Annotated in this window: 16 protein-coding genes and 1 pseudogene; 12 read left to right on the top strand and 5 right to left on the bottom strand. The window is 65.8% G+C overall.

The window, feature by feature from the left end; all coding sequences use genetic code 11:
* Positions 1-196: 196 nt before the first annotated feature.
* The 9 genes and pseudogenes from EYB42_RS01580 to iolG all read left to right on the top strand — a co-directional run bounded on the left by EYB42_RS01580 (position 197) and on the right by iolG (position 7,920).
* Positions 197-1,151, top strand: a pseudogene (locus EYB42_RS01580) (IS481 family transposase).
* 101 nt (positions 1,152-1,252) lie between these two features.
* Complete coding sequence (locus tag EYB42_RS01585) at positions 1,253-2,188, top strand: AEC family transporter (RefSeq protein WP_135447967.1); 936 nt, start codon at positions 1,253-1,255, stop codon at positions 2,186-2,188.
* Positions 2,185-3,015 carry an S-formylglutathione hydrolase gene (gene fghA / locus EYB42_RS01590; RefSeq protein WP_135447488.1) on the top strand — a complete coding sequence of 277 codons (831 nt, stop codon included), beginning with the start codon at positions 2,185-2,187 and terminating at the stop codon, positions 3,013-3,015. Before EYB42_RS01585 ends, fghA begins: the two co-directional genes overlap by 4 nt.
* Complete coding sequence (locus tag EYB42_RS01595; protein WP_167850889.1) at positions 2,993-3,484, top strand: CAP domain-containing protein; 492 nt, start codon at positions 2,993-2,995, stop codon at positions 3,482-3,484. Before fghA ends, EYB42_RS01595 begins: the two co-directional genes overlap by 23 nt.
* Entirely contained in the window at positions 3,481-3,933 is a 453-nt protein-coding gene (locus EYB42_RS01600; protein WP_135447492.1) for a YaiI/YqxD family protein, read from the top strand. Before EYB42_RS01595 ends, EYB42_RS01600 begins: the two co-directional genes overlap by 4 nt.
* A 73-nt stretch (positions 3,934-4,006) precedes the next feature.
* Positions 4,007-4,945 (top strand): DMT family transporter, encoded by a 939-nt coding sequence (locus tag EYB42_RS01605; RefSeq protein ID WP_135447494.1) that lies wholly within the window; start codon positions 4,007-4,009, stop codon positions 4,943-4,945.
* Positions 4,935-5,558, top strand: coding sequence for an HAD-IA family hydrolase (locus tag EYB42_RS01610; RefSeq protein WP_135447496.1), 624 nt, complete (start codon positions 4,935-4,937; stop codon positions 5,556-5,558). The genes EYB42_RS01605 and EYB42_RS01610 overlap by 11 nt, the downstream gene beginning before the upstream one ends.
* Positions 5,555-6,463 carry an ornithine cyclodeaminase family protein gene (locus tag EYB42_RS01615; RefSeq protein WP_135447498.1) on the top strand — a complete coding sequence of 303 codons (909 nt, stop codon included), beginning with the start codon at positions 5,555-5,557 and terminating at the stop codon, positions 6,461-6,463. Before EYB42_RS01610 ends, EYB42_RS01615 begins: the two co-directional genes overlap by 4 nt.
* 455 nt (positions 6,464-6,918) lie before the next feature.
* Entirely contained in the window at positions 6,919-7,920 is a 1,002-nt protein-coding gene (gene iolG, locus EYB42_RS01620; RefSeq protein WP_135447501.1) for an inositol 2-dehydrogenase, read from the top strand.
* A 276-nt stretch (positions 7,921-8,196) separates the two neighbouring features.
* Here iolG and EYB42_RS01625 read toward each other — a convergent pair whose 3' ends face one another.
* The 4 genes from EYB42_RS01625 to EYB42_RS01640 all read right to left on the bottom strand — a co-directional run bounded on the left by EYB42_RS01625 (position 8,197) and on the right by EYB42_RS01640 (position 11,844).
* Positions 8,197-8,820, bottom strand: a complete 624-nt coding sequence (locus EYB42_RS01625) for a queuosine precursor transporter (protein WP_135447970.1) — start codon at positions 8,818-8,820, stop codon at positions 8,197-8,199.
* 101 nt (positions 8,821-8,921) lie between these two features.
* Positions 8,922-9,815 carry a penicillin-insensitive murein endopeptidase gene (mepA, locus tag EYB42_RS01630; protein WP_135447503.1) on the bottom strand — a complete coding sequence of 298 codons (894 nt, stop codon included), beginning with the start codon at positions 9,813-9,815 and terminating at the stop codon, positions 8,922-8,924.
* Entirely contained in the window at positions 9,815-11,185 is a 1,371-nt protein-coding gene (locus EYB42_RS01635) for an MFS transporter (protein ID WP_135447505.1), read from the bottom strand. Before EYB42_RS01635 ends, mepA begins: the two co-directional genes overlap by 1 nt.
* A 107-nt stretch (positions 11,186-11,292) precedes the next feature.
* Positions 11,293-11,844 carry an acyl-CoA thioesterase gene (locus EYB42_RS01640; protein WP_135447507.1) on the bottom strand — a complete coding sequence of 184 codons (552 nt, stop codon included), beginning with the start codon at positions 11,842-11,844 and terminating at the stop codon, positions 11,293-11,295.
* Between the two features lie 127 nt (positions 11,845-11,971).
* On the opposite strand from EYB42_RS01640, the gene EYB42_RS01645 reads away from it, so the two are divergent.
* Together EYB42_RS01645 and recQ are read left to right on the top strand one after the other, a co-directional pair.
* Positions 11,972-12,259 carry a YggT family protein gene (locus EYB42_RS01645; RefSeq protein WP_135447973.1) on the top strand — a complete coding sequence of 96 codons (288 nt, stop codon included), beginning with the start codon at positions 11,972-11,974 and terminating at the stop codon, positions 12,257-12,259.
* A 4-nt stretch (positions 12,260-12,263) separates the two neighbouring features.
* A complete protein-coding gene (recQ, locus tag EYB42_RS01650; protein WP_135447509.1) occupies positions 12,264-14,306 on the top strand; it encodes a DNA helicase RecQ in 2,043 nt (680 codons plus the stop codon).
* Positions 14,307-14,319: 13 nt separating this feature from the next.
* Here recQ and EYB42_RS01655 read toward each other — a convergent pair whose 3' ends face one another.
* The gene (locus EYB42_RS01655; protein ID WP_135447511.1) at positions 14,320-14,757 is read right to left on the bottom strand and encodes a potassium channel family protein; all 438 of its coding nucleotides are present in this window, start codon (positions 14,755-14,757) and stop codon (positions 14,320-14,322) included.
* Between the two features lie 49 nt (positions 14,758-14,806).
* Here EYB42_RS01655 and smpB point away from each other — a divergent pair, with 49 nt between their 5' ends.
* Positions 14,807-15,286, top strand: a complete 480-nt coding sequence (gene smpB, locus EYB42_RS01660) for an SsrA-binding protein SmpB (RefSeq protein WP_135447513.1) — start codon at positions 14,807-14,809, stop codon at positions 15,284-15,286.
* The last annotated feature ends 37 nt before the right edge of the window (positions 15,287-15,323 follow it).

A 15,323-nucleotide genomic window follows, 5' to 3' on the forward strand; every position in this document is an offset into this window, starting at 1 on the left:
CGTCGCGCCCAGGAAGATGCCCCTCGATCCGCGCCCACTGCGCGTAGGTCAAGGTCCGCCGGCTCAAGATCGCCTCCGTCTTCGATCTTGAAGCAGAACTCACGACAAACGGGAATCCCCAAATGCAGACAGGACCTAGGTGTTTGATCCCCCGGTTTGATTGTGTGATTCTTTCGCATGAATGGAAGGAAGCACTATGGGACAAGTTCGTCACGGGAGCGCCACGACCACGCACGCCGTCAGAGCTACAATACAGCGATCGCAAGCTTCGCTCGCGTAGCTGAGCCGGGAGCTGGGCATCAATCCGAAGACGCTCGCAAAGTGGCGCAAGCGCGCGACGGTCGAGGATATGAAGACCGGGCCGACGGAACCGCGCTCGACGGTTTTGACTGAAGCCGAGGAAGCGGCAATCGTCGCAATCCGGCGCCATACGCTCCTTCCGCTGGACGACTGCCTCTATGCCCTGCAGCCGTCGATCCCGCATCTGACGCGGTCAGCGCTGCATCGGTGCCTGCAGCGTTATGGGATCTCGCGTCTTCCAGATGTCGAGGGTGACAAGCCAAAGCGCCAGAAGTTCAAGCGCTACCCCATCGGGTTCTTTCATATTGACATCGCCGAGGTGCAGACGGCAGAAGGCAAGCTCTATCTCTTTGTGGCCATTGACCGAACTTCCAAGTTCGCGGTCGCTCAAATCGTTGCAACAGCTGACAGAAAGACTGCCTGGGAGTTCCTGCAGCACATGCTCGAGGCCGTGCCCTGCCAGGTCCACACGGTCCTTACCGATAATGGCATCCAGTTCGCCGAGCAGCCCCGGAAACGGAACACTATCTGTTCCCGGCCAATGCGCTTCGACATGATCTGCGAGGCCAACGGGATCGAGCATCGCCTGACCAAACCATCCGTGGACGAACGGCCAAGTCGAGCGGATGAACCGCACGATCAAGGACGCCACGGTGAAGCGCTACCATTACGACAGCCACGACCAGTTGTGCACGCACCTCGCCGACTTTCTCGCAGCCTACAACTTCGCCCGAAGGCTCAAGACCCTGAACGGCCTCACGCCCTACGAATACATCTGCAAAATATGGACATCAGAGCCTGATCGATTCATCCTCAATCCGATCCACCAGATGCCAGGACTGAACAACTAGGCTCAGCACCGCCCGGTGAAATCGGCTGTCGCACCGGAAAGCGGGGCGATTCCCCCTGGCGGCAGACTTGCCCTTTCCCTTCCCGCATGACACGAAGCCGCATGGTCGAGATCTTCCTGAAGACCCTGCCCTTCTTCGCGGTGATCGGGCTGGGTTACGCCTCGGGCCGCGCGCAGTTCTTCAGCGCGGAGGCGACGGCCTATCTGACACGCTTCGTCTTCTATTTCGCGCTGTCGGCGATGCTGTTCGGCTTTGCGGCGAACCTGGACGTGGCGGCGATCTTCTCCTGGTCCTTCGTCTTTGCCTATCTTGTGGGCACCAGTGCCGTCTGGCTGGTGGTGGCGGCAGTCGCGCTCTGGCGTGGCGCCAGCCGGGAAGAGGCGGTGTTCGAGGCACATGCCGGTGTCATCGGCAACGTGGGCTTTCTCGGCATCCCGATGCTGGTGCTGCTTCTGGGGCCGGGGGCAGTGGGGCCGGTCCTTCTGGTGCTGGCGGTCGATCTGATCGTGTTCTCGTCGATCCTGACAATGCTGATCACCGGACTGCGCGCGGGGCGCGTAGGCGCACAGACCCTGGGCATCCTGGGGGTGGGTCTGCTGAAGAACCCGATGATCGTTTCGGTCGTCCTGGGCATCCTGTGGGGCACGACGGGTCTGACCCTGCCTGCCCCGGTGAACGAATTCCTGACGCTGCTCGGCGCGGCGGCCACGCCCTGCGCGCTGTTTGCCATCGGCGCCTCGCTGGCCGGGCGCAATGCGGAACGGGTCGAGGTCGCGGCCTGGCTTTCGGTCTCGAAGCTGATCCTTCACCCCGCCGCAGTGGCCGGAGCCTGCTGGCTGTTCGGCGTCACGGGCTATGCCGCAGGCGTGATGGTCGCCGCCGCAGCCTTGCCGGTGGCGGGCAATGTGTTCATTCTGGCGCAGCACTACCGCGTTGCGCCGCAACGGGTTTCCACCGCGATCCTGCTGTCCACGGCGGCCTCGGTGCTGACGGTGACCGGGGTGATCGCACTGGTCAGTCAAGGAGGGTTCCCATGAAGACCGTTTCGGAAAACCGCGCCTTCGGGGGGGTGCAGGGGGTCTATACCCATGCCTCCTCCGCCTGCGCCTGTGACATGACCTTCGGCCTTTTCCTGCCCGCGCAGGCCGAGGACGGGCCGGTGCCTTTGCTCTGGTTCCTCTCAGGCCTGACCTGCACGCATGAAAACGCCATGGTGAAGGCGGGCGCGCAACGCTGGGCGGCCGAGATGGGCATTGCGCTGGTCTTCCCCGACACCTCGCCGCGCGGCGAAGGGGTGGCGAACGAGCTGGACTTCGCCATGGGCCAGGGTGCGGGGTTCTATGTGAACGCCACGCAGAAGCCTTGGGCGCCCCACTTCCGCATGTGGGACTATGTGACCGAGGAACTGCCACGCCTTCTGTTCAACGCCTTCCCCCTGGCCGAGGAGGCGCAGGCGATCACCGGCCATTCCATGGGCGGCCACGGCGCACTGACCATCGCGATGAGCTTTCCGGGCCGGTTCAAGTCGGTCTCGGCCTTCGCCCCGATCTGCAACCCCACGACGAGCGACTGGGGACGCCCGCAATTTTCCGCCTATCTTGGGCCCGATGAATCGCTCTGGGCGGCGCATGATGCCAGTCTGCTGATGCGGCGGCGGGGCTTTGACGGGCCGATGCTGATCGACCAGGGCACGGCGGACCAGTTCCTGGACAAGCTGCGCCCCGAGGCTTTGGCAGAGGCGATGGCCGCTGTCCGCCAGGGGGGCACGTTCCGGATGCAGAAGGGCTATGACCACAGCTATTTCTTCGTCTCCAGCTTCATGGAAGACCATGTCGCATTCCATGCCGCGGCGCTGGCCGGCTAGGGTGGCGGCTGTTGCGCTGGCCGTGGCGCTGGCAGCCCTGCCTGCGGCGGCTTCGGATGCGGCGCAGGGCGTGCTGGCGCAGGTCAATGCCCTGCGCGCAAAGACAGGATGCGCGCCGCTGAGCCTGAACCCGGCGCTGATGGCAGCGGCCAGAACCCATGCCCGCAACATGGCCGAGCAGAACTTCTTCGGGCATACCGGCAAGGACGGACGCGGCTTCGCGGCGCGGATCCGGGCACAGGGCTACAGCTACGGCCTCGCCGCCGAAAACATCGCCGCCGGCCAGCCGACGGTGGACCGAGCCGTGCAGGCCTGGCTGAAAAGCCCGGGCCACCGCCGCAACATGCTGAACTGCCGTTTCCGCGACACCGGCATCGCCATGGTCCATCAGCCCGACGATGCGCCCCTGCGCGGCCAGAGCCGCGGCCTGCGCTATTATTGGGTGCAGGTCTTCGGTTCGCCGCGATGACCCGCCTGCTGATCGACGCCGATGCCTGCCCGGTCAAGGCCGAGGCGGAGCGGGTGGCCACCCGCCTGGGGGTGCGCATGGTGCTGGTGTCGAACGGCGGCATTCGGCCCTCGGCCAATCCGCTGGTCGAAAGCGTCCATGTGGCACAGGGCCCGGACGAGGCCGACAAGTGGATCGCCGGGGCCTGCGGTCCGGGCGATGTGGTCGTGACCGCCGACATCCCGCTGGCTGCGAAATGCGTGGCGGCAGGCGCCCGTGTGCTGAGGCCGAACGGCGAGGAGCTGACTGCGAGGAATATCGGGATAGTGCTGGCGACGCGCGACCTGATGGCCGACCTGCGCAGCGCGGACCCGTTCCGCCAGGGCGGCGGAGCGCTGTTCTCCAGGGCGGACCGCAGCCGGTTTCTGGAGACGCTCGACCGCCTGCTGCGCGCCGCCCTGCACAGCTGACAGCGGGCGCTTCCCGACCAGCCCTGTCGCGGGCAGGACAGACGCCTGCTGGGCGTCCGGATCATCTGCCGCCATGGCCCGTTCCCAAGCCCTGACCGGAATCCTGTTTGCCGCCGGCGGCACGATGATCTTTTCGATCAATGACGTGGCGATCAAGTTCCTGTCCGGCGGCTATGCCCTGCACCAGGTCATCCTGATCCGCGCCTTTGTCGCCATGGCCTTCATCCTGACCGTGATCCACCTGTCGGAACGCGGCTGGTCTCAGGTCGGCACCAGCCGGCCGGGCACGCATCTGCTGCGCGTGGCGATCATCATGGTGTCGAATGTGACCTTCTTCCTCGGCCTTGCCGCCCTGCCCCTGGCCGACGCGGTGGCGGTGGCCTTCATCAGCCCGATCGTCATCACGCTGATGTCGATCGTCTTCCTGCGGGAAAAGGTCGGCCCACGCCGCTGGGCGGCAGTTGTCGTGGGCATGGTCGGCGTCGTCGTGATGCTGCGCCCCGGCGCCGGGGTGATCCAGCCCGCCGCCCTGCTGGTGCTGGTCTCGGCCGTCCTATATGCCAGCGGCAACCTGCTGGCCCGGCACATGGGGGGCACCGAAAGCGCAATGACGCTGTCCTTCTATGTGCAGGCGGGGTTCATCGTCGTCAGCCTGTGCATGGGGCTCTGGGCTGGCGACGGGCACATGGCAACCGACGATCCGATCTGGGCCTTTCTCTTCCGCCCCTGGATCTGGCCGCCCCTGGCCGACTGGCCGGTGTTCCTGGCCACGGGCCTGTCGGTCGGCATCGGCGGGCTTATGGTCACCCAGGCCTACCGCACCGCCGAGGCCGGGCTGATCGTGCCCTTCGAATATGTCGGCATGCCGCTGGCGATCTTCTGGGGCGTGGTGATCTTCGGCACCTTCCCCGATGCCACCGCCTGGGTGGGCATTGCGCTGATCTGCGGATCGGGCCTTTATGTCCTCTGGCGCGAGACGGTGGTGCGGCAAAGGACGCAGGATGCAGCCTGAGGCAGTGGTCTTCGACATCGGCAACGTGCTGGTGCACTGGCAGCCCGAGGCATTCTACGACCGGGTGATCGGCGAGGCGCGCCGCCGCGCGCTGTTTCGGGCGGCAGAGCTGCCGCAGATGAATGCCCTGATCGACGACGGGGCGCCGTTTCGCGAAACGATCTACGACCGGGCCGACCGCCATCCGGAATGGCGCGCGGAAATCCGCCTGTGGCACGACCGCTGGATCGAGCTGTTCGGTCCCCGGATCGAGGGATCCATCGCCCTGATGCGTGCCCTGCGGGCCAAGGGCGTCCCGGTCTTTGCGCTGACGAATTTCGGCAGTTCCACCTACGAGACGGCGCGCGACCGGCTGGAGTTCCTGAACGAGTTCGACCGGGAATATGTCTCGGGCCGACTGTTCGTGTCGAAGCCGGAACCCCGCATCTACCAGATCGTCGAGGAAGACAGCGGCATCCCGCCCGACCGGCTGATCTTCACCGACGACCGCGCCGACAACATTACCGCCGCCGCCCGCCGGGGCTGGCGGACGCATCAGTTCGAAACCTGGCAGGGCTGGGCGCGGCGGCTGGTGGCCGAAGGGCTTCTGACGGAAGGGGAGGCAGGGCTGTGATCAACATCGTCCCGAAGGAGGCGGAAGCACATCTGGACTGGCCGGGCCTTCTGGCCGCGCTGGAGGCCGGGCACCGCCTGCCCCGGGCCGAGATCGCCGATCTCTTCCTGCATCGCGGGGCCGACACGGTGCTGGACCGCGCAGCCTGGATCGACGGCCTTGGCGCGCTGGTCAAGGTGGCGACCGTGCATCCCGGCAATACCGCGCTGGGCAAGCCCACGATCAACGGTGCGGTCACACTTTATGACGACGTGACCGGAGAGCTGACGGCGCTGGTCGATTTCCACCTGGTGACCAAATGGAAAACCGCCGGCGACAGCCTTCTTTCGGCCACCCGCCTTGCCCGCAAGGATGCAAAAAAGATCCTGCTGGTCGGTGCCGGAACCGTCGCGCGCTCCATGGTCGAGGCCTATTCCAGCGCCTTCCCCGGCGCCCGCTTCACCGTCTGGAGCCGCAACCGCAGTTCGGCCCTCGCCATGGGCCTGCCCGTGGCCGACGACCTTGAGACAGCGGTCCGCAAGGCTGACATCATCTGCACCGCCACCATGGCGACAGAACCCCTGATCCGGGGCGACTGGCTGCAACCGGGCCAGCATCTCGACCTGATCGGCGCCTTCAAGGCGGGCATGCGCGAGGTGGACGATACCGCGATGCGCCGTGCGCGCCTGTTCGTGGACAGCCGCGCCACCACGCTGCACCACATCGGCGAACTGATCGAACCCCTTGCCTCGGGCGCGATCACCGAAAGCGATGTCATTGCCGATTTCTATGACGACCCGGCGCTTTATGCCCGCCGGTCGGATGACGAGATCACCATCGCCAAGAACGGCGGCGGCGCCCATCTGGACCTGATGACCGCGACCTACATCGCCAATCGCTGGCGCAACCGCAGCCAGGCGGAATAACCGGCGGCCCCCCGGCTTGTCCTCTTGCCGCCGGGGCTTGTCGCCCTCGACATCCGGCAGACGCGAGCTGCCATGAACGACCGGCTCTGCTGCGCAAGACACCGGCGATCGCTGAATTGCGGGTCTGACGACGAGTGGCCGTGGCACGCCCGTGACGACCTTGGCCCATGGCGTTTGCTTCCATTCCCGAGAAAGGAACGCACCATCAAACCCTCATTGCAAGAACCTGTCGGCCGCGCGCCCCCCTTCCCGCGAGGGGCCCCTGTCCCGGTCGGGCAGTCGGATCAGCCGGAGCCGCGCTTCGCGGGGTGGTGACGGGCAGGGGTGCCGATCGGTGCCGGCGCCTCGCTGTCAGGGTTTGCGTTACCCCCGGGATACAGATCGATCACCTCAACCCATTGCAGGACCGTCTGGCCGGTGGCATGACGACCGGGAAACGGGTTGTGGAGGACATCATGACGATCAGATTCGGGCTTCTGGGTGCGGGGCGCATCGGCAAGGTGCATGCGAAGGCGGTGACGGGGAACCCGGCCGCAAGGCTGGTGGCGGTGTCGGATGCGATGCCGGCTGCGGCGCAGGCGATCGCCGACCAGTATGGCTGCGAGGTGCGCACGATCGACGCCATTGCAGCGGCAGGCGACATCGACGCGGTGGTGATCTGCACGCCCACCGACACCCATGCCGACCTGATCGAGCAGTTCGTGAAGGCCGGGAAAGCGGTATTCTGCGAAAAGCCGATCGATCTCAGCCTTGCGCGCGTGAAGCAGTGCCTTGATGTCGTGCGTGCCAGCAAGGGCACGCTGATGGTCGGCTTCAACCGCCGCTTCGACCCGCATTTCCGCGCCGTGAAGGCCGAGATCGACAACGGCCACCTTGGCGCGGTCGAGATGGTGGTGATCATCAGCCGCGATCCCGGCGCCCCGCCGGTGGACTACATCCGGCGGTCGGGCGGCATCTTCCGCGACATGACGATCCATGACTTCGACATGGCCCGGTTCCTGCTGGGCGAAGAGGTGGCCGAGGTCTCGGCCATGGCCTCGGTTCTGGTCGATCCCGAAATCGGCAAGGCGGGCGACAGCGACAGCGTGCAGGTGATGCTGCGCACGGTCAGCGGCAAGCTGGCGGTTATCTCGAACAGCCGCCGCGCGACCTATGGCTACGACCAGCGGATCGAAGTGCATGGGTCCAAGGGCATGGCGGCGGCCGAAAACCAGCGCCCGGTCAGCATCGAGGTCGCAACGGCTGCCGGCTACACCCGCCCGCCACTGCACGATTTCTTCATGACGCGCTACACCGAGGCCTATGCCGCCGAGATCACGGCCTTCATCGACGCGATGGCGGGCAAGGCCGAGGCCAGCCCTTCGGGCGAGGACGGGCTTCTGGCGCTGGCACTGGCAGAGGCAGCCCTGAAATCGGTTGCCGAGGGGCGCACCGTGAAGGTGAGCGAGGTTCTCTGACCCCGCAGCGACCGGGACGGGGCCATTCCTGTCACGTTGACGAAAAGAGAAAGGGTTGCCCTGCGCAGGCAACCCTTTCCGAGATCCAAGGAGATGGGCCAGTTAGGCATCCAAATCCAATCGTGGTGGTCATTTCCAAGGGGCTGCCCTCAGAAAATCATCCCTCCGACTGTCCCGACACCTCTCTCCAATATCACTCTAGACACTGGATCACCTCCTTTCAAATGGTTGCCGATGAGAGGAGCGTGCCACAGATTTTGTGTTTGTCAAAACAAATCACGCAACCTTTGCCGTCAGGCGGGCAACCGCGACCCGAAACGGCACAAGTGCCACCAGGGCGAGCAGAAGCTTCACGATCCAGTCGCCAAGCGCCAGCGAGACCCAGAACGGCGCGACAGGGCCAAGGCCGATCAGCGGCATCGGGTCGGCGGCCCAGGACACATCGTTGGCGGGCTCGATGAAAGTCAGCGTGCCGGAAAAGGCGATGGTGAAGAACAGCGCGGTATCCACGCTGGATCCGACCAGGGTCGATACCAGGGGGGCCTTCCACCAGCTGCCCTGACGCAGGCGATCGAAGATCGTCACGTCAAGCAGCTGGGCGGTCAGAAAGGCCAGGCCCGAGCCGATTGCGATGCGCAGGGTAACCAGCGGGCCGAACTCGCCCGTGATCTGCGTGCCGATGAACGAGCAGACAACGCCGGTGACAAAGCCCGCCAGCACCACGCGCCGCGCAACCGCAGGGCCGGCCAGGCGATTGGCAAGGTCGGTGACCAGAAAGGCGAAGGGATAGGTCAACGCCCCCCACGTGAGGTAGAGCCCAAGCGGATACTGGACAAGGATGTTGGACGCGGTGACGATCACCGCCATGGCAATTATGCCGGGCAGAAGCAGGCGCATGATGTGATCCGTTTTGACAAGGTCGCGGAGACTTGGCCCCCGACATGAGGGCGCGGGCGACCTATACCTGCGCCCTGCGTCTGTCAATCGGTATCCTTCCCGGCTCAGTTTGCCGCCAGCACCGCCTGACACTGTTTCGGCAGGTCGGCCATGGTGAATTCGCGCGGCCCCTTCTTGCGAGGTGCATCCTCGTCCTTCGGCTTCTTTCCATCGGACTTGGGCGGGTTCAGATAGTCGGTCACCCACCACATCAGCGTGTCGTCGCAGCCGTCACCGCCCTTTGAAAGTTCAACCACCGTCGGGGTCTGCGTCTCGCACAGCCGCGCGCCTTTCGGGCATTTCAATCGGACGTGAAAGTGCGTGTCGTGTCCGGCGACCGGACGGATCTTCTGAAGCCATTTCCTGTCCTGGGCGGTGGCCGTCCTGCACATCTCGATCTTGACCGCCGCGGCAACGAAGATGCGATCCACCCGCGGGTCGGAGGCCGCCACCTTCAGCAGGCGGTGATGCACGCCGGTCCAGTTCCCGGTCACCGAACGCTGGTCGGCCGAACGCACTGGGATCGAGCTGATCTCCTCGCGCTGCTCGCGGGTCAGCGACAGACTGCGTGGCGGCAGCATCCAGATGTCGGCGTCCAGTCCGATCTGGTGGCTGGCGTGGCCGCTGGTCATCGGCCCGCCGCGCGGCTGGCTGATGTCGCCGATGTAAAGGCCCTTGCCGAAACCGATGTCGCGGGCGGTCTGCGACAGGTCCATAAGGAACTGTATGGTAACCGGATGGCCCCAGTTGCGGTTCCGCGACAGCCGCATCGCCTGCCAGGTCGGGCCGGTTTCCGGCAATTCGACCAGACCTGCCGCGCAACCACGGGCATAAGAGCCTATGGGCATCGCATCCTCGCGCGAGGGCGTGGCCATGGCGCCGAACAGCTTGTTCGCCAGTTTTTCCGCCTGGGCGGGCGCTGCCAGGCACAAGATCAGCAGAACTGCGCGGGTCAGCATCAGGCCTTCATCTCTCCCCTGGGTCGAACGAAGGATAGCAGGAAAAGACCGATCAGGAACAACACGATCAGCGGAGCGATGCCGATGCGCTGCGATCCGCTGATCATGGTGACCAGCGCGATCAGGGCCGGCGCAAGGAAGCTGGTGACCTTGCCCGACAGGGCATAAAGCCCGAAGGCCTCGGTCGCGCGGTCCGGCGTGGTGTGGCGGGCCATCATCGTTCGGCTGGCCGCCTGCAGCGAGCCGCCCGCCGCCCCGATCAGCGCACCGCAGCCGAAGAAGATCGCGTCGGGCAGGCTGGATGCAGGGTCAAGGGCAAGGCCCCACAGGCTTTCCCGCGTCATGCCGACGATGACGATGCAGACCAGGATCAGCACAAGGATCGACGCCACGATCACCGGTTTCGGCCCGTAGGCCCGGTCGGCCCGGCCACCGATGAAGGCAACGATCATCGCCGTCACCACGCCGACGATGCCGAAAATGCCGATCTGGGTGATGGACCAGCCCAGCACGCCCGAAGCATAGATGCCGCCGAACCCGTAAAGCGCATTCAGCGCGTCGCGGTAGAATAGCGAGGACAGAAGATAGGCCGTCAGGCTGCGCCGGTAGCGCAGGCTGCGGATCAGGTCGCCTAGGCTGGCCAGGGCACGTTCAAGATGCAGCGGGCGCCGCTCGGTGCGGGGTTCCTTAACCCACAGGAAGAATGGGATCATGAACACGACATACCACAGAGCGGTGAAGGGGCCGACGAAGCGGGTGCCCTCGCGCGCTTCGGTATCGAGGCCGAAAAGCGGCGGGATGCCCAGAAGCGTCAGACCGGTATCGGCGCCCTCGGCAAAGAACAGCAGCATCACGATCAGCGCCACAAGACCGCCCAGGTAACCGAAGGCAAAACCCGTGCCCGAGATCGCGCCGAGGTCGTCCGATTGCGTCAGCGAGGGCATCAGCGCATTGGTGAAGATCGTGGCGAACTCCATGCCGACAAAGCCAAGCCCGAACAGCAGAACGGCCCAGAACAGCATCCCCGCCTCGCCGCCCGGCGCCACCCACCACAGGCCCGCTGCGCCGATCACATAGCATGCGGAAAAGGCCCAGACCCAGACCAGCCGCCGCCCCGTGCCGTCGGCGATGGCGCCCAGGACCGGGGCCAGCACCGCGATGATCAGCGAGGCGATGGCCAGGCCCCAGCCCCAGTAGGCCTGGGCAGCAGCCTTGGCGGCCTCTTCGTCGAGGCCCGCACCCATGTAGTAGCCTCGGGCGATCTCGGCGAAGTAGGGGCCGAAGACGAAGGTCAGAAGCAGCGTGTTGTAGGGCTGGCTGGCCCAGTCGAAGAAATACCAGCCCCAGATGCGCTTCCTGTCGCCGACCATGCCCTGCCCCTTGGTCTTTCCCGAAGTGAACCCGGAAAAGCCGCCTGGCGCAAGCTGTCGCGCTTCCGCCCTTGCGGGCGTCATCTCGGGCGCGGCGAAAAGACCCGTCAGGGGCGATGAGCGGACCCGACCCGCCCGGGCGGCCAGGGGCGGGTTGCCTCGGCCGCGCACCAGGCCGTGACCCAGTCGGGCAGGGGCGGGCTTTCCGGGGGCAGGCCCATGGCCAGCGCCAACTCGCGCGGAGGGACGATCCCGGCCTTCGACACGATGGCCGACCGGATCAGCACCTGCGAGGTGCACTCTTCGCCCTTCCACATCGACTGGTCCATGTAGATGAACCGTTCGTCCCAGCCAAGGCAGCGGCTGCGCATCGTCAGCCGCATGAACATGGTCACCCGGCGCCGGTACCGCACCGAGGCCCCCGCCACCGTCATGCCCCAGCGCATTTCCCGCAGGATGCGGTGCAGGCCTGTCCGGACCCCCAGCGGCAACCGGCCCAGGTCGTACAGCGTCAGCGTGCGGCCGTTGTTCAGCTCCACCCACGGGTCAAGATCCCAGGGCCAGCAGATCAGACTGTCTTCATGCGTGTCGAAAATGCCCAGCGGCGCTTGACGGCGGGCCCGGGCCATGGCCCTGAACATGCGCAGGAAAGGATACATCTGCTTCTCCCGTTTCCCGCCCGGATTTGCCCGGGTCGGCGGCAAGGTCAAGCGCAACGCTGCGGAAGGCATTGCCCTTCCCCGCCCCTGCGGCTACCTCTGGCCGAAACCTGCGCCGGAGTGCCCGATGACCTCGCTCTTCCAGATCCTGCTTCTGATCCTAGACATCGCGCAGTTCATCATCATCGCCCACATCATCATGAGCTGGCTGATCAATTTCCAGGTGCTGAACCTGCGCCAGCCGCTTGTCGCCTCGATCTGGGACGGGCTGAACCGGCTGCTGGAACCGGTCTATTCCCGCGTGCGCAGCATTCTGCCGAACATGGGCGGACTTGATCTTGCGCCGCTGGTCGTGCTGATCGCGGTCTATGCGCTGCGGATCATCCTGATCAACAACGCCGCCGTCTTCCTCTGATCCCTTGGACCAGGCGGCCCGGCTTCTGCACTCTGTCTTCGGCTTCCCCGATTTCCGCCCCGGTCAGGCGGAAATCGTGCAGTCGGTGCTTTCAGGGCGGAACACGCTGGCCATCATGCCCACTGGCGGCGGCAAGTCGCTCTGCTTCCAGCTTCCGGCGCTTTGCCGCGAAGGGGTGACGGTCGTCATCTCGCCGCTCATTGCACTGATGCGGGACCAGGTCCGCGCGCTGCGGGCGGCGGGGGTAGAGGCCGGGGCGCTGACCTCGGGCAACACCGGCGAAGAGACGGAGGCAGTCTTTCAGGCCATCGACGACGGTCGCCTGAAGCTTCTCTACATGGCGCCGGAACGGTTGGCTTCGGGCGGAGCGCTGGCCTTGCTGCGACGGGCTCGATGCAGCCTGATCGCGGTCGACGAAGCCCATTGCGTCAGCCAGTGGGGCCATGACTTCCGCCCCGACTACCTGCGGATCGGCGAACTTCGCCGGTCGCTGAAGGTGCCGCTCGCGGCGTTTACCGCCACGGCCGACCACGAGACCCGGGCCGAGATCGTCGCCCGGCTGTTCGACGGCGAGGCGCCGGCCACCTTCCTGCGCGGCTTCGACCGGCCGAACATCCACCTGGCCTTCGCCGTCAAGTCCAGCCCGCGCGAGCAGATCCTGCGCTTTGCGGCGGCGCGAAAGGGGCAATCCGGCATTGTCTATTGCGGCACCCGTGCCAAGACCGAGGTGCTGGCCCAGGCCCTGCGCGAGGCGGGCCATCCCGCGGCGGCCTATCATGGCGGAATGGAGGCGGAAGAGCGCCGGCAGGTCGAGGCGCGCTTCCAGCGCGAGGACGCGCTGATCGTCGTTGCGACGGTCGCCTTCGGAATGGGGATCGACAAGCCCGACATCCGCTGGGTCGCCCATGCCGACCTGCCGAAGTCGATCGAGAGTTATTATCAGGAAATCGGCCGCGCGGGCCGCGATGGCAGCCCGGCCGAGACGCTGACGCTTTACGGCCCCGACGACATCCGTCTGCGCCGGTCGCAGATCGACGAAAGCGCAGCTCCGGCAGAGCGCAAGGCCGCCGATCACGGGCGGCTGAACGCGCTGCTGGGCCTTGCCGAGGCCCTGGCCTGCCGTCGGCAGGTGCTGCTGGGCTATTTCGGGGAAGAGGCCGGGGCCTGCGGCAACTGCGACCTGTGCGACCGCCCGGCGCAGACCTTCGATGCAACCGAGGCCGTGCGCAAGGCGCTGTCGGCCATCCTCCGCACCGGGGAATGGTCCGGGGTCGGGCATCTGATCGACATCCTGACCGGCACGCCGACGCCCAAGGTGCGCGAGCGCGGGCACCATCTGTTGCCGACCTTTGCCGTCGGCCGCGACCTGTCGAAGGCGGCCTGGGGTGCCGTGTTCCGGCAGATGATGGGGCGCGACCTCGTGCGACCGGACCCCGAACGCCACGGTGCGCTGCGCATGACCGAAGCTGCGCGGCCCGTCCTGCGCGGCGAGGCCACGGTGATGCTCCGGCGCGACACGATCGCAGCGTCGGCGGATCGTGAAGTCGTGCGCACACAGGTTGCAGACGAGGACGCGGCCCTGCTATCGCTGCTGAAAGCGAAACGCCGCGCGCTGGCCGAGGCGCAGAACGTGCCGGCCTATGTCGTCTTTCCAGACCGCACCCTGATCGAGATGACCGAACGCAAGCCCCGGACGCTGGACCAGATGGCCGGCATCACCGGGGTCGGCGCGAAAAAGCTGGAAAGCTATGGCGCGGCCTTTCTCGAGGTGATCGCGGGCGAGGCAGAGCAGCTGCACCCGGCGCGGATGCGGCTGGCCGGACGGCCCGAAGGCGCGCTTTTCGACCGGCTGGCCGAGGCACAGCTTGCGCTTGCGCGCGGCGCGGACGGGACGGGGAAATATCTGTCCTGCACCCATTCCACCCTGCGCGCCATCGCCGAACGGCGGCCCTCGACCCTGGCGGAACTTGCCGCGATACCCGGAATGGGCGAGCACAAGCTGGAACGCTTCGGCGCTGCCTTTCTGGCGGTCCTGCGCGAGGGCTGATCCTGCTGCAAGGTCAGTCGTGGCGGCGTTCCAGCTGGGCCAGCCGCACCTGCCGCAGCGCCTCGACCAGAAGCGCGGTAAGAAGGCCGAAGCTGAGAAAGCCATTGACGGCCGTCATGGCTGCCAGAATGCGCCATTCCGTTGGCGGCACCATGTCGCCAAGGCCGAGGGTGGTGAAGCATTCCAGCGCGAAGTAGACCGCCTCTTCCATGGTCGCGAACGCGCCCAGAAGGTGCAGCGTTCCGGCCCAGCTCCAGACGCCGGCGGTGACGACGCCAAGCACCCACAGGCCGACGCCGATCAGCATCAGCAGAAGCTTCGGCCGCTGCGGCTGGGCGATCAGCCAGGGGTGGGCGCTTCGGAAGACGACTTCCAGCACCAGCGCGGCCACCGCCATCACCACGAGATTGGCGATGAGCAACCCGGTTCCAAGCGCGATCTGTGTCAGCATGGTGTCCCTTCTGGACTAAGGCCTCGCCAAGGCTTATCTCAGCGCGATCATGGTGGCCAAGTCCGATCCCAATTCCAGACTGATTGCCGAGAACCGGCGTGCGCGGTTCGATTACCACATCGAATCCGACCTGGAGGCAGGCATCGTCCTTCACGGATCGGAAGTGAAAAGCCTGCGGCAGGGCGGCGCGAACATCGCCGAAAGCTATGCCTCGGTCGAGGGCGGCGAGCTTTGGCTCATCAACAGCTACATCGCCCCCTATCTGCAGGCCAAGACCTTCGGACACGAGGAACGGCGGCGCCGCAAGCTTCTGGTGTCGAAGAAGGAACTTTCGCGCCTGTGGAACGCGGTGGGCCGCGAGGGCATGACCATCGTGCCGATGAAGATGTATTTCAACGACCGCGGCATCGTGAAGCTGAAGCTTGGCATCGCAAAGGGCAAGAAGCTGGCCGACAAGCGAGAAACCACAGCCAAGCGCGACTGGGAGCGGCAGAAGGCCCGGCTTCTAAAGCAGAACAGCCGGGACTGACCTGCACCATTCGTTGACCGAAATGGCCATGTCTGGC

The organism is Tabrizicola caldifontis (genome assembly GCF_004762095.1).
GTDB lineage: Bacteria > Pseudomonadota > Alphaproteobacteria > Rhodobacterales > Rhodobacteraceae > Tabrizicola > Tabrizicola caldifontis.

Excerpts from the sequence above, each read along its gene's own strand:
- EYB42_RS01610 (WP_135447496.1), top strand. The coding sequence starts at position 4,935 with ATGCAGCCTGAGGCAGTGGTCTTCGACATCGGCAACGTGCTGGTGCAC.
- iolG (WP_135447501.1), top strand. The coding sequence starts at position 6,919 with ATGACGATCAGATTCGGGCTTCTGGGTGCGGGGCGCATCGGCAAGGTG.
- EYB42_RS01585 (WP_135447967.1), top strand. The coding sequence starts at position 1,253 with ATGGTCGAGATCTTCCTGAAGACCCTGCCCTTCTTCGCGGTGATCGGG.
- smpB (WP_135447513.1), top strand. The coding sequence starts at position 14,807 with ATGGTGGCCAAGTCCGATCCCAATTCCAGACTGATTGCCGAGAACCGG.
- EYB42_RS01640 (WP_135447507.1), bottom strand. The coding sequence starts at position 11,844 with ATGTATCCTTTCCTGCGCATGTTCAGGGCCATGGCCCGGGCCCGCCGT.
- EYB42_RS01595 (WP_167850889.1), top strand. The coding sequence starts at position 2,993 with ATGCCGCGGCGCTGGCCGGCTAGGGTGGCGGCTGTTGCGCTGGCCGTG.
- EYB42_RS01645 (WP_135447973.1), top strand. The coding sequence starts at position 11,972 with ATGACCTCGCTCTTCCAGATCCTGCTTCTGATCCTAGACATCGCGCAG.
- mepA (WP_135447503.1), bottom strand. The coding sequence starts at position 9,815 with ATGCTGACCCGCGCAGTTCTGCTGATCTTGTGCCTGGCAGCGCCCGCC.
- EYB42_RS01600 (WP_135447492.1), top strand. The coding sequence starts at position 3,481 with ATGACCCGCCTGCTGATCGACGCCGATGCCTGCCCGGTCAAGGCCGAG.
- fghA (WP_135447488.1), top strand. The coding sequence starts at position 2,185 with ATGAAGACCGTTTCGGAAAACCGCGCCTTCGGGGGGGTGCAGGGGGTC.
- EYB42_RS01605 (WP_135447494.1), top strand. The coding sequence starts at position 4,007 with ATGGCCCGTTCCCAAGCCCTGACCGGAATCCTGTTTGCCGCCGGCGGC.
- EYB42_RS01635 (WP_135447505.1), bottom strand. The coding sequence starts at position 11,185 with ATGGTCGGCGACAGGAAGCGCATCTGGGGCTGGTATTTCTTCGACTGG.
- EYB42_RS01655 (WP_135447511.1), bottom strand. The coding sequence starts at position 14,757 with ATGCTGACACAGATCGCGCTTGGAACCGGGTTGCTCATCGCCAATCTC.